At 37.5% G+C, this 21,191-nt stretch carries 18 protein-coding genes; 7 read left to right on the top strand and 11 right to left on the bottom strand.

Annotated features, from left to right (window positions below):
- Positions 1 to 3: 3 nt before the first annotated feature.
- The 8 genes from era to rpoZ form a co-directional block, all read right to left on the bottom strand.
- Complete coding sequence (gene era, locus ACFINK_RS00990) at positions 4 to 909, bottom strand: GTPase Era (RefSeq protein WP_375612948.1); 906 nt, start codon at positions 907 to 909, stop codon at positions 4 to 6.
- Positions 902 to 1,609: a ribonuclease III gene (rnc, locus tag ACFINK_RS00985; RefSeq protein WP_375612949.1), complete on the bottom strand. Its 708-nt coding sequence runs from the start codon at positions 1,607 to 1,609 to the stop codon at positions 902 to 904. Before rnc ends, era begins: the two co-directional genes overlap by 8 nt.
- Positions 1,590 to 2,402, bottom strand: a complete 813-nt coding sequence (gene lepB, locus ACFINK_RS00980; RefSeq protein ID WP_375611213.1) for a signal peptidase I — start codon at positions 2,400 to 2,402, stop codon at positions 1,590 to 1,592. The genes rnc and lepB overlap by 20 nt, the downstream gene beginning before the upstream one ends.
- A 79-nt stretch (positions 2,403 to 2,481) precedes the next feature.
- Positions 2,482 to 2,883, bottom strand: coding sequence for a holo-ACP synthase (gene acpS / locus ACFINK_RS00975; RefSeq protein WP_375638091.1), 402 nt, complete (start codon positions 2,881 to 2,883; stop codon positions 2,482 to 2,484).
- 26 nt (positions 2,884 to 2,909) lie between these two features.
- A complete protein-coding gene (locus tag ACFINK_RS00970) occupies positions 2,910 to 3,518 on the bottom strand; it encodes a DUF2062 domain-containing protein (RefSeq protein ID WP_375610146.1) in 609 nt (202 codons plus the stop codon).
- A gap of 93 nt (positions 3,519 to 3,611) precedes the next feature.
- Positions 3,612 to 4,190, bottom strand: coding sequence for an orotate phosphoribosyltransferase (gene pyrE, locus ACFINK_RS00965; RefSeq protein WP_375611297.1), 579 nt, complete (start codon positions 4,188 to 4,190; stop codon positions 3,612 to 3,614).
- A 16-nt stretch (positions 4,191 to 4,206) separates the two neighbouring features.
- Positions 4,207 to 6,432, bottom strand: a complete 2,226-nt coding sequence (locus ACFINK_RS00960) for a RelA/SpoT family protein (protein ID WP_375638090.1) — start codon at positions 6,430 to 6,432, stop codon at positions 4,207 to 4,209.
- Positions 6,433 to 6,560: 128 nt separating this feature from the next.
- Positions 6,561 to 6,959, bottom strand: coding sequence for a DNA-directed RNA polymerase subunit omega (gene rpoZ, locus ACFINK_RS00955; RefSeq protein WP_273791104.1), 399 nt, complete (start codon positions 6,957 to 6,959; stop codon positions 6,561 to 6,563).
- A gap of 570 nt (positions 6,960 to 7,529) precedes the next feature.
- On the opposite strand from rpoZ, the gene ACFINK_RS00950 reads away from it, so the two are divergent.
- On the top strand, positions 7,530 to 8,198 hold the full coding sequence (locus tag ACFINK_RS00950) for a uracil-DNA glycosylase (protein ID WP_375638131.1): 669 nt from the start codon (positions 7,530 to 7,532) through the stop codon (positions 8,196 to 8,198).
- Between the two features lie 48 nt (positions 8,199 to 8,246).
- Here the strand turns inward: ACFINK_RS00950 and smpB are convergent, their stop codons facing one another.
- Positions 8,247 to 8,723, bottom strand: coding sequence for an SsrA-binding protein SmpB (gene smpB / locus ACFINK_RS00945; protein ID WP_012231306.1), 477 nt, complete (start codon positions 8,721 to 8,723; stop codon positions 8,247 to 8,249).
- 18 nt (positions 8,724 to 8,741) lie between these two features.
- Positions 8,742 to 9,626 (bottom strand): 4-hydroxy-tetrahydrodipicolinate synthase, encoded by an 885-nt coding sequence (gene dapA, locus ACFINK_RS00940; protein WP_375612952.1) that lies wholly within the window; start codon positions 9,624 to 9,626, stop codon positions 8,742 to 8,744.
- A gap of 250 nt (positions 9,627 to 9,876) precedes the next feature.
- Between dapA and ACFINK_RS00935 the strand changes: the two genes are divergently transcribed.
- The gene (locus ACFINK_RS00935; protein ID WP_375638089.1) at positions 9,877 to 11,967 is read left to right on the top strand and encodes a lytic transglycosylase domain-containing protein; all 2,091 of its coding nucleotides are present in this window, start codon (positions 9,877 to 9,879) and stop codon (positions 11,965 to 11,967) included.
- Between the two features lie 1,037 nt (positions 11,968 to 13,004).
- On the opposite strand, the gene ACFINK_RS00930 is transcribed toward ACFINK_RS00935, so the two are convergent.
- Positions 13,005 to 13,775, bottom strand: coding sequence for an energy transducer TonB family protein (locus ACFINK_RS00930; RefSeq protein ID WP_375611295.1), 771 nt, complete (start codon positions 13,773 to 13,775; stop codon positions 13,005 to 13,007).
- 242 nt (positions 13,776 to 14,017) lie between these two features.
- Between ACFINK_RS00930 and ACFINK_RS00925 the strand changes: the two genes are divergently transcribed.
- From ACFINK_RS00925 to ACFINK_RS00905, 5 genes are all read left to right on the top strand, one after another.
- On the top strand, positions 14,018 to 16,195 hold the full coding sequence (locus tag ACFINK_RS00925; protein ID WP_375638088.1) for a TonB-dependent hemoglobin/transferrin/lactoferrin family receptor: 2,178 nt from the start codon (positions 14,018 to 14,020) through the stop codon (positions 16,193 to 16,195).
- 263 nt (positions 16,196 to 16,458) lie between these two features.
- Positions 16,459 to 17,502, top strand: a complete 1,044-nt coding sequence (locus tag ACFINK_RS00920) for a hemin-degrading factor (protein WP_375638087.1) — start codon at positions 16,459 to 16,461, stop codon at positions 17,500 to 17,502.
- A gap of 18 nt (positions 17,503 to 17,520) precedes the next feature.
- The gene (locus ACFINK_RS00915) at positions 17,521 to 18,423 is read left to right on the top strand and encodes a heme/hemin ABC transporter substrate-binding protein (RefSeq protein ID WP_375638086.1); all 903 of its coding nucleotides are present in this window, start codon (positions 17,521 to 17,523) and stop codon (positions 18,421 to 18,423) included.
- A gap of 5 nt (positions 18,424 to 18,428) precedes the next feature.
- Complete coding sequence (locus ACFINK_RS00910) at positions 18,429 to 19,526, top strand: FecCD family ABC transporter permease (RefSeq protein ID WP_375638085.1); 1,098 nt, start codon at positions 18,429 to 18,431, stop codon at positions 19,524 to 19,526.
- Positions 19,523 to 20,356, top strand: coding sequence for a heme ABC transporter ATP-binding protein (locus tag ACFINK_RS00905; RefSeq protein ID WP_375629313.1), 834 nt, complete (start codon positions 19,523 to 19,525; stop codon positions 20,354 to 20,356). The genes ACFINK_RS00910 and ACFINK_RS00905 overlap by 4 nt, the downstream gene beginning before the upstream one ends.
- Positions 20,357 to 21,191 lie beyond the last annotated feature (835 nt).

The raw sequence follows: 21,191 nt of genomic DNA, 5'->3' as shown, positions 1-21,191 counted from the left end.
ATCTTATTTTAAAAAATCCAATCCCATTTCACGATAACGTTCTGGATCGGTATCCCAATTATCTCGCACTTTCACAAAGAGAAAAAGATGCACCTTTTGATCCATAATTTCCATGAGTTCTTTACGTGCTGCTTGACCAATCGCTTTAATTGTATCGCCTTTTGCTCCTAAGACAATTTTTTTCTGACTCTCACGCTCGACATAAATAACTTGATTAATTTTAACGGAACCATCTGAACGCTCTTCCCAGTTTTCTGTTTCAACCGTTGAGGAATAAGGAAGTTCATCATGAAGACGAAGAAAAAGTTTTTCACGCGTAATTTCAGCAGCAAGATGACGCATAGGCATATCAGAAATTTGATCTTCCGGATAATACCATGGCCCTTCCTGCATCATGTTACTCAACGCATGAAGTAAATCCTTGCAACCAGAACCGTTTAGAGCAGAAATCATAAATGTTTGCGCAAACTTTACACGTTCATTTATTTTAGTGGTTAACGCTAGAAGAGATGATTTAACAACTGTATCAACCTTATTAAGAACAAGAACTTTTTCTTGTTTCATATTGTTTACAATATCTAACATCATATCAACTTCATCCGAAAGACCACTTTGAGCGTCAATTAAAACGAGTAGAACATCAGCGCTCTTAGCCCCTCCCCAAGCAGCAGAGACCATGGCTCGTTCTAAGCGCTTATGGGGACGAAAAACACCCGGTGTATCAACCAACACAATTTGCACATCATCATGAATGACAATACCGCGGATTAAAGTTCGTGTTGTTTGTACCTTATGTGTTACAATTGAAACCTTTGTTCCAACCAATTGATTAACCAATGTCGATTTACCGGCATTAGGCATCCCAATAAGCACAACAAACCCAGAACGCTTTTTCATAACGTCACTCATGATCATTTTTTCCTACTGTTTTCCATACACCCTCTCGTCGCAAAATTTTTTCAGCTGCCATTCTTTCAGCATATCTTTTGGAGCTTCCCTGCCCAATCTCTGAAGCAAACCCAGAAATACTGACCTCTACCATAAAAACAGGATCGTGATCTGGACCTGAACGTTTTATAACCTGATAATGTGGTTGTGCATTGCCTTGGATATGCGCCCATTCCTGTAATTCTGTCTTGGCATCACGTCGACCAGCATCCATTTTCTTTGCCCGACTTTGCCAATATTTTTGAATAAAAGGGCGAACGCTTTCCAATCCTCCATCGAGATATATTACGGCAATCAAAGCTTCCACGACATCTGCATGCATGTTGATAAGTCGACGCCCCTCAAAATTTTTCATCTCAAAACCAACACGGATCATATCAGGAAGTCTCATTTCACGCGCAATATCAGCACATGTCTGTGCATTGACCAGATGATTTAAACGGACTGATAATTCACCTTCACTTGCCTGAGGAAAAAGTTGATACAGCATCTCTGCAATCAAAAGCCCTAAAACCCGATCCCCTAGAAACTCTAGTCGTTCATAATTCCCCTGTTCCGAATCTTGTACACTCGAGTGTGTTAATGCCTTCTTTAACCTCTCTTCATCTTTAAAACGATGCCCCGTCAGCTTGAAAAGCTGATCAATCATGAGACGTTTCATCGTTGTTTCCTTGCTTGATAAGCGGCAAATCATGAACCGTATTTATGAAAGAAAACAAACGTTTCCAACGCACATCAAATGGCCAGCGCCAAATCTGCCAAGCACTTGAACCATTACTGATAGAAAAGAAAATCACGCTCGCGCGACCAATAAGATTTTCTTCTGGAACATAGCCTACATCTAAACGACTATCATCTGAATTGTCGCGGTTATCTCCCATCATAAAGTAATGTCCTTGAGGAACTTCAAAGACTTCTGTATCATCAACTTTCGGGATGAAAGCTAAATCAAGTGTATCATAACTGACACCGTTAGGCATTGTCTCGCGATAAACCTCAACAGGATAGTTAACCTCTGTTATATCAGAATTATCAATCTCCCCCATAAAGTGACGTGAAACAGCCTCATCATTAATATAAAGGACACTTTGACGGACTTGTATACGATCACCTGGTAGCCCAACAACGCGTTTTATATAATCAATCTTCGGATTACTTGGTAAGCGAAAAACGACCACATCTCCACGTTGAGGTTGAGATGCCCAAATCCGTCCAGAAAAAAGAGGAGGAGAAAAGGGGATGGAAAAACGAGAATACCCATATGCATACTTAGAAACAAACAGATAATCTCCCACCAACAAAGTAGGACGCATTGAACCGGAAGGAATACTAAACGGCTGGAAAAAAAGTGTCCGAATAAACGCTGCTAAAAGCAAAGCCTGTATTAAAACAGAAATAAATTCACGAAGCCCACCTTTTTTTTCTTTTTTATGCACTTTATCTTTTTGGATCATCACCAACTGCCTTCTCATCACAGATATAATTTTTTTCATCATAATATTCAAATAACAAAAGCACAATCTCTCATGCCATCTATCCACGTGGAAGTGCTTCGATAATAATAAATGCCTGTGCCCAAGGAAAATCATCTGTTATACTAAGATGAATAACTGCATCATGATGAGGAGGTAATAACTTTTGAAGTTGTATTTGCGCACGATTTGTTAATTGCAATATTGGTTTACCAGACGGCAAATTAACTACCCCCATGTCTTTCCAATTGATACCACAAGCGATTCCCGTTCCTAAGGCTTTAGCACATGCTTCTTTAGCAGCAAATCTTTTTGCATAAGAAGAGGAGCTTTTTTTGAGATTTTCAGATCTATTTCTTTCAATATCCGTAAAAATACGTTCAATAAAACGCTCACCATAACGAACCAACATTTTCTCAATACGTCGTATATCAACCAGATCATTTCCAAGACCAATAATCATAAGATATTACCCGATCTTTCTTAAATTTATTTCTGTTTTAATACAGGCGATGAGCGCTTCTTTAAACGCCTTTTTTTTATAATCTTTTGATATCGCTTTTGTTTAAAACGAACCGTTGCTCTGTAAACACCTATATAAGATAAACCACCAAAAACAATACCTAAAAGAGTTCCCCCTAAAATCATAGGACTCATAATTGTGTCCCATGCGCCTTTAAAGAGGAGAGAGAGATTTGACAATGTCAAACCATTAAATAGAGCACGAATTTGCGAAAGAGAAATCTCTTTGACATCGCTAAAAAGTGATAAACAAAAATACCCTACTTTATAATCAGCCATGACAATCAATAAAAATGTGAGTGGATTAGAAAAAATTGTCCCAATGATTGCGGCAGCAAAGTTTGCACGCAAAAGCCAAGAAAAAAATATTGCCAAAATAATATGCAGCCCAAAGAAAGGGGAACAAGCTAAAAAAACGCCAACAGCAACCCCTAATGCTACTTCATGCGGTGTTGCTGATATACGCAAAATACGTTTATGTATGTAGCAAAATGAGCGAGAAAATGAACGACGTGGCCATAACCAAAGTCGAATACGCGTTACAAAATCTATTGGTTCTCGACGACGAAAAAGCATATGACTCTCAATATACATCTTTTGATGATGAAATAATCTATATCATCCAAATTAATCTTTTTAAGCTTTTGCACAAAAAAAATATAACGACAATTAAATATTTCGACTGCCTGGTTTAATCGCGGGAAGAACAGAAAGCTCTGCAGGAAGTGCATCACTAGCATAAGAGGTTATCTCGTATTCAGCAAGCGCAATCAATGGAACTCCAACATTGACCTTACCACCAGAACGATCAAGGATACATGCACTAGCCAATACCTCTGCTCCTGCTGCAACAAGCGCTTCAACAGTCTCACGAATGGAAAGACCCGTTGTTACAATATCTTCAACAATAACAACCCGTGCACTCTTCTTGATTTCAAAACGACGCAATTCAAAGATGCCATTTACACGCTCTACCCAAAGAGAAGGAACACCAAGGTGACGTGAAGTTTCATAGGAAGGAATAAGACCGCCAATTGCGGGACCAACAACATAGTCAATTTTTCCCTCGATAGATTTTTTGATTTTTTCAGCCAATCCACGACATAACTTTTCCGTCAAGTCAGCATGCATGAATACTTTCGCTTTTTGCATATAAGTCGCACTATGGCGCCCCGATGTTAAAATAAAATGCCCTTCTAGAATAGCATCTGCTTGTTTAAAAATATCAATGACATCTTGTGTCTTCATTGCAAAATCTTTCTTTTTATCCATGAACCCGCCGTACTGTACTTACTGAACCTGCCTTTTTTAACTGAGAAAAAATACGATTCAAATGTTTTAAATCCCACACTTCCAAATCAATCATAATTTCTGTAAAATCTGGTGCTGTACGGATAAAAGATAAATTTTGGATATTGGCATCGTTAGCAGAAATTATTTGTGTAATTTCAGCCAGAGAACCAGGACTATTTACAACTAAAATATTCATCCGTGCAGGAAAACGTTCATTCATTTGGGCATCAATATCCCAGCGGACATCAATCCATCGTTCTGGCTGATCATCATATGCCATCAAAGCTGAAGACTGTATTGGATAAATAACAATCCCAGCTCCTGGCTGCATAATACCAACAATCCGATCTCCAGGTACTGCTCCTTCCGGTGAAAAACGTACGGGTATATCTCCACGGGTTCCTCTAATAGGCAAGGCTTTAGATTGATGATTCTCGACCATTGCATTCTTTTCATTTTCTGGAACTTTAAAAATCATACCTTGAGCATTTTCAATATTAAACCAACCTTCTTCCCCAGGCTTAAAAGATGACTTTTGTACCACACGGTGATCTTGATAATCAGGATAAACCGCTTTAATCACATCAGCGGAAAACAGCTCTCCACGCCCAACAGCAGCCAATACATCCTCTACATCTTTACGTGCTAAACGTGGCAAAACTTTCTTCAAAAGGTCTTTTGAAAATTGCTTTCCCATATATTCAAATGAACGCTCGAGAATACGATATCCTAAACCCGAATATTGTTTACGTACCGCTGCACGACTTGCTCGTCGAATAGCTGAACGTGCTTTACCCGTGACAACAAGAAATTCCCATGCTGCTGGCGGAATTTGAGCGTGTGAGCGAATAATATCAACCTCATCACCATTTTTTAATTTGGTCATTAAAGGCATAATACGACCATTGATTTTTACACCAACACAAGAATCACCGATGTCTGTATGGACGGCATAAGCAAAATCAATAGGCGTAGCTCCTTTAGGAAAAGCAATTAATCGACCTTTCGGCGTAAAACAAAAAACTTGGTCTTGAAAAAGCTCAAGTTTTGTATGTTCTAAAAACTCTTCTGGATTATCTCCATCAGACAAAGATTGTATCGTTTGACGCAACCATGCATAGGCATTCGTTTCACTTGATAACTTCACAGTCGAATAATTGGAACCGTGCTCTTTATATATGGAATGAGCAGCAACCCCATATTCAGCAACTTCATCCATAGCAGCCGTTCTAATTTGCAACTCAACACGTTGTCTTGAAGGACCAACAATTGTTGTATGAATAGAACGATAATCATTTTGCTTTGGTATAGAGATATAATCTTTAAAACGACCAGGAACCATTGGCCATGTCGTATGAATGACACCAAGAGCACGATAACAATCATTCACGGACTCAACAATCACACGAAATCCAAAAATATCCGATAATTGTTCAAAAGATAATGCTTTACTTTCCATTTTGCGAAAAACTGAATAAGATTTTTTCTGACGGCTTTTAACATCTGCTTTAATGCCATGCTCGAAAAAAAGTTTTGTCAATTCATTTTCAATTGTGGAAAGCAAATCACGGTTGTGTTTCAATAATTCAGAAAGTCGATTGGTAATCGTACGATAACCTTCTGGATTTAAATAAAAGAAAGAGAGATCCTCTAATTCCTCACGCATATCCTGCATACCCATACGACCTGCAAGTGGCGCATAGATATCCATCGTCTCCTCAGCAATTCGCCGACGTTTATCATCACGCATAACACCAAGGGTACGCATATTATGAAGACGATCAGCAAGTTTGACTAAAAGAACACGAACATCATCAGAAATAGCAATAAGAAGTTTACGAAGATTTTCTGCTTGTACGGCTTTCTTTGATACAAGATCAAGCTTATTAAGCTTTGTAAGCCCTTCAACCAACTTCCCAATTTCAGAACCAAAAAGCTGATCAATTTCTGCTCGTGTAGCGCTTGTATCTTCAATTGTATCATGCAAAAGAGCAACAGCAATCGTTGCCTCGTCCAACCGCATATCTGTCAAAATAGCAGCAACTTCTAAAGGATGAGAAAAATAAAGATCACCTGACGCACGCTTTTGATGTGCATGCTTTTTCATTGCATAATCATAGGCCCTGTTTAAAAGAGCCTCATCTACGTCAGACTTGTAACGTTGAACACGTCTAACAAGCTCACACTGACGCATCATACGAGCATATCCTTTATCTTTTCACACCTCTAATCTTTATTGAACATGTCCTATCAATAAAAGACAAGAAAAATAATTGCTCCTTACATGACAAGGTATCTTTACTCCTGTAACATAAATTGCTGCAATTAATAATCGTCACTTTTTTCTGGAACAACCAAACCTTCAATACCCGCTAAAAGCTCTTCTTCTGACATATGATCAAATGAAGTACCTTCTTCTTGCGACGACGTATTAAAAACACTTTCAGCTTCACCTGAATGGGTAATAAATTCACTTGCCATTTCTGGCTCATCTACTTCCACATGCTTTTGCAACGAATGAATAAGGTCTTCCTTTAAATCAGCAGGCGACAATGTTTCTTCTGCTATTTCACGCAAAGCAACAACTGGATTTTTATCATTATCACGATCAACCGTAATCTGCGCTCCTTGTGAAATCTGACGCGCCCGATGACCTGCTAAAAGTACCAATTCAAAGCGGTTGTCAACTTTATCAATACAATCTTCTACCGTTACGCGGGCCATTTATGCCTCTTTCTCAAATAAAAAAATTTAATAGCGGATAGAGGAGTATATACAATAATCAAAATAAAATACAAGAAAAACAACACAAACTTTTATATTTTTTGATTAAAGAACTTATTTAAAAAAATTCTTGGAAAATTTATAAAAATGTATAACCTATTCATGCTTGTTATCAAAATTTCTTTTAAAAGCATTCCAATAGATTGACTTCAAACAAAGGGAGGTCTTTCTTGACAAAATACTTGTCTGGAGTCCTTATCCTTTTAAAAGGAATACCTGCTGTTTAAACCCTTTGCAATAACAGCAGCCTTATACATACTTTTTATGATAATATCTTTATCTAAAGAGAAAACTTTTTTCTTTGAACATCATGTGTATCGCACTCTTATTCATCGAATAAATTACTGAAAGATGATCTCTCTTTACACAATAATGAGCAATAAGTTTATATTAAACTTTCTTCTAAAAAAGTTTATTTATATTCATTATAGATTGTTTATCAAAACATAACCCGTCATATACGCTATATAAAGACTCAAAAAAATAGAAAAACGATTGATGCCTAACACCATGAATAGCCAATTAACATCACTTTACCCAGAACCACCCCAAAATTGCAATTTATGTCCTAGGCTTCATCAATTTATCGCTGGCTGGCGTGTAAAAGAACCAAGTTGGTATAACGCACCGGTGCGCCCATTCTTTCCTTATAAAGGGCCAGATACAACACGCCTTCTTATTGTTGGGCTTGCTCCTGGATTACGCGGAGCAAATCGAACTGGACGTCCATTTACTGGTGATTATGCTGGGCACTTACTTTATTCAACTTTAAAAAAGTTTGGTTTTGCCCAAGGAACCTTTGAAGAAAGAGCAGACGATACTCTTGAACTTATTGATGCAGCAATTGTTAACTCTGTTCGTTGCGTTCCACCAGAAAATAAACCCACCGGTGCAGAAATTAACACGTGCCGCTATTTCTTTTCACCTCTTTTAACAAATCTTCCCAAACTTAAAGCCGTTATTACCTTAGGCACCATTGCGCACCATTCAACGATACGTGCCCTTAATGCAAAAGTTTTATCTCACCCTTTTGGACACGGTGAAATCAATAACATCGGCAGATTACGCATCTTTTCGAGCTATCACTGTTCTCGTTATAATACAAATACTGGGCGCTTGACAGACGCCATGTTTCACCAAATCTTTCAAGCAGCAAAAACATACTTAGATCAATGCTAAAACTGTTTTAAACAGCGCTATGAATAAAGAATATCTAGATCGCATCCATTAGCCATATCTTTTTAAAAGTCTTGCTTTTTCACGTCCCCAATCGCGTTTTTTTTCCGTTTCGCGCTTATCATGAAGCTTTTTCCCACGCGCTAGAGCGATCTCCAACTTAACGCGCCCTCGTTCATTAAAATAAAGTTTGAGAGGAACAAGTGTCATTCCTTCACGAGACGTTGCATTAAAAAAACGTGCCATCTCACGTTTTGAAAGTAATAATTTGCGCAAACGTCGTGGTTCATGATTAAAACGATTAGCCTGCGTATATTCAGGAATATAGCTGTTTACTAACCATAATTCCCCATTCTCAAAACTCGCATAGCTTTCAGCAATATTGGCATGATTAGAACGTAAGGACTTCACTTCCGCTCCCTGAAGGACAAGACCAGCCTCGAGATTATTAAGGATTTCAAAATTAAAACGTGCTTTACGATTGTCAGCAATTATTTTCCGTACGGGCGCGTTCTTTTTTTTATTCATGGCTTTGTCAATATCATTTTATGCTTTTAAAAGACCAGCATGACTGAGGGCTGCATCAATAATCTTCTTTGTTCTTTCTGTTAATGGAACAATAGGAGAACGCACAGTATCACCACAAAATCCTAATTTTGCAGCAGCATATTTAATACCTGCTGGACTAGGTTCAATAAACACAGCACGATTAAGAGGCATCAAGCGATCATTTAATTCTCGTGCTGTTTTATAATCACCACGAAAACAAGCAGCTTGAAGTTCAGCACAAAGCTTTGGAGCAACATTAGAAGAAACTGAAATACACCCCATACCTCCATGTGCATTAAAACCTAACGCCGTACAATCATCACCGGAAAGCTGCACAAAATCTTTTCCACACTTTTCACCTTGTTCACTAACGCGCTCAATTCTGCTCGTTGCATCCTTAACACCAATGATATTGTTAAAATCTTGATAAAGGTCTTTCATCGTTTCTACAGCCATATCGATAATAGAACGACCAGGAATATTATAAATTATAATCGGAATAGAAACAGCTTTGGCAATGGAAGAAAAATGCTTGTATAAACCAGATTGATTTGGTCTATTATAATAGGGAGTGACAACCAAAACTGCATCTGCACCAGCTTTTTGCGCGTATTGTGCAAGCTCTACAGCCTCGCTTGTGCTATTTGATCCCGCTCCAGCAACAACAGGAACACGCTTTGCAACCTGCTCAACACACAATTCTATAATCCGCTTATGTTCTTCATGACTTAACGTTGCTGATTCACCTGTTGTCCCAACAGGGCTTACACCGTTAATCCCTTGTGTGATCTGCCATTCAACAAAATCACAAAACGCCTTCTCATCAATCGCGCCCTTGTTATCAAACGGTGTGATAAGCGCAGTTATAGCTCCCTTGAGCATGATAAACTCCCTATAATGTTTGCTTTTATTTTTTTATAATCGCCTTTTATAAATTTTAAATAGAACATAATCTTGCTCTATCATTGAAGCAAGATGAATTTCAAAAAAAGCCCCCATAAGATGAAAATGTCCCTCCTTAAATGTTGAACATTTCTTTAAAATAAGCCGTCTATATTAACGCGTTTTTCATGCTTGTGTTCTATAAATCCTTAAGTTTTTACAAAAAGCAAGGTCTCAAGGTCTTTTCTCTATGCGTGTATTATCCACCTCTCTTTTCGTATCAACCTTTACTACACTTATACTGGCAATAAGAATTTTATTTTCAAGTGCATACGCGCAAACACCCCTTTTGCAAGGGAAAGTACCAATCCCTTTGGTTCGCCCTACTCCCTTTACCGCAAAAGAAGCTCAAGAATCTCTTCAACAGATACACACTACATCACACAATACTGCTACACTTCAGCAACTGAAAACTGGGCTAGATGCACTAGCAAACAACAATATTGCAAAAACAATAAATCTTCGTAATTCAATGGAAAAACATAGCCTTGATCGTCATATTTTGACATGGGCGCTGGGGGTGTCAAACCAAGCTAATATACCCAGTTCTGAAATATTTAATGCAATCAACATGCTAAAAGGATGGCCCGGTATAGAAACGATGCAACGCAATGCTGAACGTGCTTTTCTTAACGAAACCAACGTCACACGCGCAATCATCCAAAAATTTTCTCATCACCCGCCCCAAACAGCACAAGGGATGGCTCTCTTCGCTAAAGCACTTATCGCAACGGGACAAACCACTCGTGCTCAACACGTTATTGCGCCATGGTGGCATAAAACACAGCTTAATGCAAAAGAAGAAGTATTTGTTCTTAAAAATGCAAACGCTGCATTAAAACCTATTGATCATTTGAGACGCATGCAGTTTATGCTCTATGCACATCGTTTTGATTCAGCAGCACGCGTTGCAAAATTAGCCCATGCTCAATCTCTTTTTAATGCTTTTGTGGCCGTTGAAAAAAATGATCCTAGAGCTACACAAAAATTAAAAGCTGTAGAGAGATCATGGCAAAAAGATCCTCTTTTTCAGTTTGCTCGAATACGCCATCTTCGACGAACAGAGCAATATGATGCAGCAGCAGCACTCATGATGAAAACATCAAAAGATGCATTCCGCCTTATGAACCCTCATTCATTGTGGAAAGAACAACGCGCCCTTTCTCGTGAAATGCTCGATTTAAACAAACCAAAAATTGCTTATCAACTTGTTGCAATGCACACTGGTATAACATCTGCATTAGCCGTCGATGCTGAGTTTCATGCAGGGTGGTATGCACTACGGTTTCTTCATAACCCTAAATTGGCAATGCAGCATTTTTCACGTATTCCTCAACTCTCTTCTTTACCTTTTTATGCATCACGTGGATATTACTGGATGGGACGAACAGCAGAAACGCTAGAAGAACATCAAAATGCCCAGCAATACTTTCATCGCGCAGCTCATTTTGGTGCAACTTACTATGGTCAATTAGCCGCTGCACGACTCAACCAAAAAAAGCTTAAAGTTTTCTTTCCCAAACCAACAACCGCTGAGCGACAACATTTTAGTGCACGAAAAGCGATCAAAGCAATTCAACGTCTTGAAGCAGCCGGCTATGCTGATTTTGCTAAAATTTTTTATAGAGAGCTCGGAAAAAAAATAGAAAGCCCCGGTGAATTAGCTCTTCTGGCTGTTATGGCAGAAAAAAATGGAGACTATTATACCAGCCTCAAAATTGGAAAAATGGCTGTTTTTCAGGGGAAAAATGTCGGTGCACTCTCTCATCCTCTGGGAGCTATACCAGCTTCTGCTAATATTTCTGTAGAAGAAAAATCGCTTATCTATGCCATTGCACGCCAAGAAAGCGAATTTAATCCAACAGCCATATCAAAAGCAGGTGCACAAGGTATACTCCAATTGCTTCCTACAACAGCAAAAGCACTGGCAAAAAAATACTCAATCGCATGGTCTCCTAAAAAATTTAGCAGTGATGCTCATTATAATGCAACATTAGGTGCTCATTTTCTCAATGAACAATTAGAACGTTTTAATGGATCCTATATACTAACTCTTATTGGCTATAATGCGGGTCCCCGTCGAGTCAATGAATGGATAAAACGTTATGGCGATCCTCGAGGTCAATCTCTCGATAACGTCATTGATTGGATTGAACGTATTCCTTATACAGAAACACGTAATTACGTGATGCGTGTCATGGAAAATTATGGTGTCTACAAAGCAAGACTCACTGGGAAAATAGATATAACAACCGACTTGCTTTCTGGTCGACGGAAATAATATGCCTTAACTTCCCAAATAGCATTTGAAATGCGTTCACAAGAAGTGTTTTTATTCCTTTTTAAATAGTACCCACATACCAACCTTCTTAGGATATATAAAAAGTAATTTTAATTAATTCAGTATTAATAAATTCGAAATGAGAAAACCCTCCGCTATTTTGGTCTTTTATTCCAAATACAAAATGATGAATTATCATTATAAATAAACATGTCGTACAAATAGTTCATTTCTTCTCAACATAAACGACAATATCATAGAGATTACAAATATAAGAAAAGAGTGAAACAAATAGCTCATCCTTTTACTACTGCTTATTAGACAATATTCAAATCTTGTGAAACAGCATTTTTTAAAACTATTTTTTCTGCTTATAACATTTCTATACCAAATAAGAGCACGTTATTATATATATATATCGTTTGGATTATTTCTGATAACAGAAAGACAGACACATTGAGTTAGAAAGCCTTTAAAGACAAACAATTTTCTTCTGCATCTTCCCTTTTCATTCGGTTTTACGACTTTTAAATATGTCAATATCTTTTAATAATGAAGATGAAACTTTGCTTTTTGTTTTTCTCATTTTTACATATAAGCTTTACATATAAGCTCACATCCTTCACACAAAACAGAGTATCCCCAAATAGTATGTTTTTCTTATTTATATTATTGTTTTATTTTAATGTTTCTAAGTCCATTTCACAACGGTGTATCTGAAAAGTACTTACGAAAATCCTCTCACGAATGGTATAAAAATCGATTAGACCTTTAATTAATAAAAGCTATAGCTCTATCATCCCTTAACTCCCAATGTTGCAAAAGCCCTTTCATTTAGAGCACTCATAAGAAGTATATTCACTGCTTTTTAGAAGTTTTTTATCCATGCTCCTCCTCAACTTGTATCATAAGTAAGCGGATGGTTTTGATTGATTCAACATCAAAAAAATTCGAATAAATTATATTTGAACTTTCATTAAAATTATAAACAATCATTATAAATCAATATATTATAAGAAAGCGCCCCGCATAAAAAATCAGCTAAATATTAGGGATACTCTAATTGTTTTATTCACTTTTGATGGTGGTGGTGGTGGAAAAGAACCAACGCGTCGAAGGGCTGCCATCGCTAATCGATCAAGTTCCGGGTCACCAGCAGAGACTACTACACGACTAGAAAAAATACTCCCCTGCTCATGCACCATAAATTCTAACTTCACCGTTCCTTTTGTACGATTGGTGCGCTGTCCCACAATATAATTTTTTTGCCTTTCTAATTGTGACTGTACCTTTGCTAACCACTCCATTAACAACATATCTTCAAGCCCTGCTGTACCGCCGCCCTTGTTGATGGAAGAAGAACGTACCGCCTTTGCATTGGAGCGCTTTACTACAGCCTTTGGCATCGGTATTGTTTTTTTGATAAACGCTTTATGCTCCACTTTTTGAGGTAGGGGTTCTTCTAAAGGCTTTAAGTCATCTTGTTCTACTATATGCTGAGGTTCTTCCGATTGAACTTCATCCACGGATTCCAATCCTTCTGACTCCTGCTCTAGGAGATCAGACTGTAATACTTCTTGCTCTGTATTAATATCCGACTCTCTATGAATATCTGGCAAGTCTGTATCAACATCCGGATATACAGTTTCTTGCATAAAAGTCAGCATAATCTCCGACGAGAGCAAACCATTACTTATACCAGTACTTTGAAAATAAAACTGTGCTGCCAATAATACATGCAAAAAGAAAGCCCCAATAAATGCACCAATCCAAAGAGTTAATAATTGTTTCGTATTTGCAAAAATCATCGTTTCTTCTGCCACTATTTTAAGCTTAATATTGGTGTTCAATCTCATTAAAACAGGCTATTTTGAAATTGCAACTTTTTTCTTGACTGATTTTGTCATGTTTAATATGGTCTTCTAATGATTTTGTGCCGTTGTCAAAATCATTCCTACTTGGCTGGCAAGTTTTAATCAGTGAGTCCAGCCTTTTTGTATTAAAAAATTTCAAAACAGAGAGGGGATGTTTAAAAGGGTTATGATGTGTTATGCAAATAAGACGAAAAAATATCTATAAAAGCTGTGTAATTTTAAGTGCATTATCGGTCTGTATACCTTCATTTGTTTTTGCACAAAATAAAGATGGAAGTGCTGTCACTGAACTCAAACCAATCCTTATTAAAGGAAAAAAAATAGAAGATGCTTCAAATTCAATAACCATTCTGACTGATCGTAAGACCAACAAGAATATTGATGAAAGACAAATAACTGATGTTTATGATGTGAGTCGTCTTAATCCTTCCGTATCCTATAACTCAGAAAATAACAGTTTCGTTATTCGGGGTTTAGATGCAAACCGTGTTCTTACGACAATGGATGGTATTTCTCTTCCATGGTTTAATGATATATTCCGTGGTGGAGGTGGAAACACAACTTTTGATTTCAATGCTCTTTCTACGTTTGATACTATTCAAGGATCAGATTCTAGTCTTTATGGTTCTGGCGCCTTAGGGGGAATCATTGCGTTGCGTACCCTTGATCCTGAAGACCTGATCGTGGAAGAAAAGAATTGGGGAAGCCTTATAAAAGGTGGTTATAATTCTGTTGATAACAGCTGGCGCACCGATCAAGCTTTTGCTGTGCGTAATTACCGAACATTTTTACTTTTTCAAGGATCTTATGTAGAAGGTCATGAGCGCAAAAATATGGGAACAGTAGAAGGGTATGAGGAACGCACGCGCAAAAACCCTTCTCACTTTGATAAAAATAACTTGCTTTTTAAAATTCATCAATATTTGAGTGATAATCACCGCCTTGGTTTTACCGCAGAGCGTTTTGGTCATAATAGTAACACACATGAATTAAATTCGTCTAAAAGATACGCTCCAGGTTCCGTTTATGAGCAGGATAATAAACTTCGTGAGCGCTTTTCTCTTTCTTATAATTATAATGGTAATGGTGATGCAGTTCTTGATGCGTTTAATGGGCAGCTTTATTGGCAAAGGCAATCAAGTCGTTACGTTATGACAGGCGTTCGTGTTTCAGCTCCCAAAGGGGATTATTTGAGAGATAATTTCTTGCGTAATATCAATTATGGTTTCAATGCTGATGCCCTTAAAAAAGTGGATTTTGGCACTATAAACCATACGTTAAAGTTTGTAATGAATGTTTCGTCATCTAAATTTCATCACTATTTGTTAGGTAAAGACAATTGTCATATAAAAGAATACGCTCGGGGATGTCTTTTTGTTCCTGCTAATCGATCAGATTCACCAGACACAAATGGTTACAATTTAGGTTTTGTTTTTGAAGATGAAATTGGGTTGGTTGATGATCGTTTTCGTATAACACCGGGAATCCGGTATGATTGGTACAAATATGTTCCTCAGAAAACACCTTCTTATGAGAAAGCACTGATTTCTGATAAATTCCCTCCAGAAAGAAATGGTTCACGCTTTTCTCCTAAATTACGCGTGGAGTGGGATGTTCGTAATCAAGTAACGCTCTATGCTCAGTGGGCACAGGCTTTTCGTGCACCACGTATTTCAGAACTTTACGTCTCTTATATCAAACCTTCTGCTTATTACGTGAAAGGGAATCCTGATCTTCAACCAGAAACAAGCAATGGGTATGATGTTGGTCTACGGTATGGAAATGTAAATTTCGGTGGTTCCTTCAATGCCTTTTTCAATAAATATAAGAATTTCATAGATACTGAGGATAGAGGGCCATCAGAGGAATTTAGATTTGCGCGTCGGCATTACATGAATCGTTTTCACGTGCAAATTTTTGGTGTTGAGACAAAAGCCCATTTAGTTCTTAAAAATGGTTTTCATAGCAATGTTGCTCTTGCTTATTCACAAGGAAAAGATCTTGATAAAAAGGAGTATCTTAACTCAATTCCTCCTTTGAAAGCAGTTATCGGATTAGGATATGCAAAAGAGGTTTGGGGAAGCGATATTATCCTTACTTTGGCAGCTAAACGTGACAAAGTAGCCGGAGAATCTGATTACCAAAAAATTCCAGGATATCATGTCGTTGATATGACAGGGTGGTGGAAACCATTCGGTGAAACGGGACCTATTCTAAGAGCCGGTGTTTATAATCTTTTCAATACAAAATATTGGAATGTATCTGAACTTCCTTCAGGTAAAAGTTCAACACCAAAAGATTATTATAGCCAGCCTGGTCGTAACTTTAAGGTGTCGTTTGTACAAAAGTTTTAGTCACTTCTGTTAATTATTCGGTCAATAAAATCGTATTGATAAAAGGATTAATTATTGTGTTTCTATTTTCAACATCTTTAAAATTACAAAGATTTGGTAGAAAAGTTTTAATTCTTTCTGTTTTATCGTTTTTTGATTGCTCAGCTGTTGGCGATAGAGTGTTATTTTGTGATAGATTGAACTCTTAAAAGAATTTAATTTATTGCCTTGGAATTGTAAAATTTGAAAGTTAGTTTTTGAGTTAAGTAACATAAGGTAAATTCATGGCACATACAGCTGAAATGATTCTTCGTTTGCGTGAAGAAAAAAAAGAAATGCGAAACCGCGATTTTGCGGTTTCGATTGGTATATCTGAAGCGGAGCTTATTGCGGCTTATTGTACCATTGGAAAAGCAAAAAGGCTACAAACTGATGTTGCTACTCTCTTGGAAAATGCACCTCGACTTGGAACCGTCATGGTCTTAACTCGCAATGAATATGCTGTTCACGAAATAACGGGACGCTTTGAAAAAATTGTTCAAAACGAACATATTCCTATCACACTTGGTGAAATTGATTTGCGTATTTTTACAAAACAATGGAAGTTCGGTTTTGAATATGATGTCGTTATTCTTGGAAAACCTACAAAAAGTCTGCAATTCTTTGATCAACATGGCGTTGCTATTTTAAAGGTCTATTCTAAAGATATGACAAATATGGAAGAGTGGAATGAACTTGTTGAAAAGCTCCTTCTTGAAGATCAGTCTCCTGTTCTTAACATTCTTCCCGTTTCTCTCCCAGCCCAATGTGACATAACAGAATTGGATATTGAGAGTTTTCGGGATCGTTGGCGGAAAATGACAGATGTACACCAACTTCACAAAATTATTTCCGAATTTAAAATTAATCGACATCATGCTGTAAAATATGTTGGTAATGAATTTGCCGATGAATTACAGGTAAATGCTGTTGAAATAATGCTTAACCAAGTCGCACAACAAGAACTGCCAATCATGTGTTTTGTTGGGAATAAAGGGTGTATTCAAATTTTTAGTGGGACTGTAAAAAACATTAAGCAAATGGGACCTTGGCTTAATGTTCTTGATCCAAGATTTGACCTTCATTTACTCACGTCTGGGATTGCTAGAGTATGGCATGTTCGCAAACCTACCCGTGATGGTTATGTCAGTTCACTTGAAGTTTTCGATAAAGATGATGAGATGGTTATTCAATTTTTTGGCGTACGCAAGGAGGGTCAAAAAGAACGTGAAGATTGGCGTTCTTTATTGAATAGTTTGCCATCATGCCAAGAAAACAGCAGTAACTAAGATAAGATAAGGTTAGACATGTTCATATCTCTTTTACATAGGTTATCAAACCTTTTTCTTACGTGTTTACTGCTCTCTCTTACTTGTTTTTCTAAACAAGTAATTGCTGAACCTGCAACGCGTTTTCCTGAAAATGCTCGAATTGTTTCTATCGGCGGAGCACTTACAGAAATTGTCTATGCATTGGGAGCCCAAGATCAACTTGTCGCCCGTGATAGTACAAGCGTCTACCCACAAGAAGCGCTCAAGCTTCCTGTGCTTGGATATATGCGTGCTCTTTCACCTGAGGGGGTTTTATCACTTGCTCCAGAGGGTATATTGCTTGTTGAAGGAAGTGGTCCCGCTTCAACAATTGATATTCTCAAAAAAACATCAATACCTCTGGTGATCATACCAGAAGACTACTCCCGTGAAAATGTGATAGAAAAGATTCGCCTCGTTGGTCAAGCCATTCATCGGGAAGTGCAAGCCGCGGCGTTAATTGAGAAATTGAAGCGTAATTTTTTAGACAACGATGCGCGTTTGGCGAAAGTAACAACACCAAAGCGTGTTCTTTTTGTTTTCTCTGTGCAAAATGGACGCGTCATGGCATCTGGAACAGGTACTGCAGCTGATAGTATGATCAAACTTTCAGGTGCTATCAATGCTATCACCGATTATAAAGGATATAAACTTCTCAACGGCGAAGCATTATTGAAATCAGATCCTGATGTTATTTTGCTTGTAAAACATGGTGCAAGATCAACCAGCATTGATAAGATTTTAGCCATACCGGCAATTCAAGCAACAACTGCAGCGAAAAATCATGCCATAAAACAGATGGATGCTATGTATTTTTTGGGATTTGGTCCACGTACTGCAGACGCATCAAGAGAGCTTATTGAGATACTTTATGGTGCACATCAAAACGGTAAGAGCTGATAAAAATGGTAGACGGTACATCCAAGATGCATTTACCTAAAGAAAAAGAAGGTAAAAAAATAAACCGTTCAAAGCAGGGAAAAATTTTATTATTAAGCTTAATAATATTCCTTATTTTCAGTATTTTTGGTGGGCTCTTGAATGGTGCAGCAAAGGTTTCTTTCGTTGATCTCCTCCATGTGATACTTACACAAGATTTTTCGGTAAGTAGTAAAACGCGTGATTACCTCGTGCTCATCGACATAAGGCTTCCCCGTGTTATCTTGGGATTATTAATTGGAGCAGCTTTAGCTGTCTCCGGTGTTCTTATGCAAGGGCTTTTTCGTAATCCTCTTGCAGATCCCGGAATTGTAGGTGTATCAGCAGGTGCTGGACTTGGAGCAGTCTTAGCAATTGTTGTCGGCATTGCTTTTCCTGTTTCTTTTGCACCTTTTCTAGAGCCTTATAAAGTTATCATAGGTGCTTTTTTTGGTGGACTTTTATCAACGATTATTCTCTACATAATAGCAACGCATAACAGCTTTACCTCTATTGCAACCATGCTGCTTGCAGGTATTGCTCTTGGTGCATTAAGCAGTGCAGTTGTCGGAACATTGATTTTTGTCGCAAATGACCAACAACTGCGTGATATCACTTTTTGGAGTCTGGGCTCTCTTGCGGGCGCTACATGGTTGAAAGTATGGCTTGTTCTCCCTTTTATCGTTATTGGTCTTCTTTTCTCTCCCTTTTTATCACGAGCACTTAATGCCCTTGCTCTTGGAGAAGCTGTTGCTGGCCATATTGGTTTCCATATTCAACGCGTCAAAAATATTGCTATTCCCCTTGTTGCTCTTATGTGCGGTAGTGCTGTTGCTGTCAGTGGTGGTATTGGTTTTATTGGTATTATTGTTCCTCATATTTTACGTCAGCTCATAGGTCCTGATCATCGCTATCTCATTCCTTGCTCTGCTCTCTTGGGAGCAGCATTACTTATTTTTGCTGATATGTTTGCACGCTTAATTGTTGCCCCCGCAGAATTGCCGATTGGGATTGTAACAGCACTTTTTGGTGCACCTTTCTTTCTATGGATCCTTATATGCAAACGAGGAACAGACTTTTCATGATTGAAGCGACAAATATTTGTGTTCAGCGCGGAAAGAAGCAGATTCTTAAACACATTAATCTTCAAGCTAAAAGTGGTGCTTTTACCATTATTATTGGTCCTAATGGATCAGGAAAAAGTACTTTTATCAAAGCTCTGAGTGGTGAAATTCCTTACAGTGGAAAAATAACCTTAAATGGTTATAATGTATGCCAAACAAAAACTCATGTAATGGCAAAAATGCGCGCTGTACTACCACAATCAACAACGCTCGTATTTCCATTCTTAGTCCATGAAGTTGTAGGGCTTGGCCTTTCTGTAAACCAATTTAGCATTGCCAAAGCCGAATTGCAAAATCTTATCCAGAAAGCTTTAGAGTGCGTTGACCTTTCTGATTATGGCAACCTGTATTATCACCAATTATCAGGTGGAGAACAAGCTAGAGTACAACTTGCCCGTGTACTTTGCCAAGTCTGGAAACCTGTTCATAATGGGATTCCTCGCTGGATGATATTAGATGAACCTATTGCTAGCCTCGATATTCAACATCAAATCATCGTTATGGATATTGCTAAACAATTTGCTCATTCTGGTGGCGGCGTTCTTGCTGTTCTTCATGACCTCAATCTCGCGGCACATTATGCAGATAACATGATCTTGCTCAAGGAAGGTGAGATTTATTGCGAAGGAAATGCAACTAATGTGTTGACAACACAAAATCTCCGCAATGTTTATCATTGTTCTTTAAACGTTTCTGAATTACCTAAAGAAGATATCCCTTTTATACTCCCTCAAACGACATCCTCCTATGAAATTAGATCTCTAGGCTATCGGCTTCAATCTAAAAACTAAAGTCCATAGCAAAATAAAACACGCAAATATTCAAGAATCTTTTTTATTTTCATATGAATTCCTTTTTGTCATCTGTCATTAAAAAAGAAGACCAATTACCCTAAAGATATTTTTGGAAAAAAATACCAGTTTAAAATCTTTTAAGATTTTACGTAACTAAAAACATGTGAAATTTTATTTGCTATCAAACTGTTATATCATACAAATTTATACAACATAAACATGCGTTTTCCCACTCTTTCTATCACTTTTATCTTTATAAAAATGATTCAAGAAATGCGTATAAATGCCTTTGTTATAATAACGGGTGTATTATTATATCTTCTAAGGACCATATAGAAATCAAGTACCTTTCTCCCCTGCATAAAAGATTTATTTGTAACTTTAATGGTAATGTTTTCTTTATAATACATATACTTTAGCTTATTTGTATAAATAAATATTGATTTACAATGATATTTTTACTTTTCTCTCTCTATTAAAAAATTGTTTATTGGCATATCACAAAGAATTAACCTATTGAATAAAAACTTTAAAATAAACTCAATAACGCTTTTTGTAAGCCCCCTAATGCAAAAACAATGCGGAATATAGGGATGAGGAGAGAGTATAGAAATAGCGTTTGTCTTCTGCTTCATAAGCATAATGATGATTCCACTCAAAGGGGAACTATCATTTACAGATAAAGCCTCCTACCATGGCAATGCAAAGAAATGAAATCGACAACAAGGTGAGAAATCTCTTTATAAGATGAATTAACTCATACAGGGATATGCTATTTTTGCACAAAAAAACGCTAAAAATATTGTACTTTTTTATGCCTCAGGTTGAATAA

The sequence above is a fragment of the Bartonella sp. AA16NXGY genome, from assembly GCF_042197325.1.
In the GTDB taxonomy this organism is placed as follows: domain Bacteria; phylum Pseudomonadota; class Alphaproteobacteria; order Rhizobiales; family Rhizobiaceae; genus Bartonella.
The sequence above is the reverse complement of the archived record's forward strand: the minus strand, read 5'-3'. Positions and strand labels throughout refer to the sequence as shown.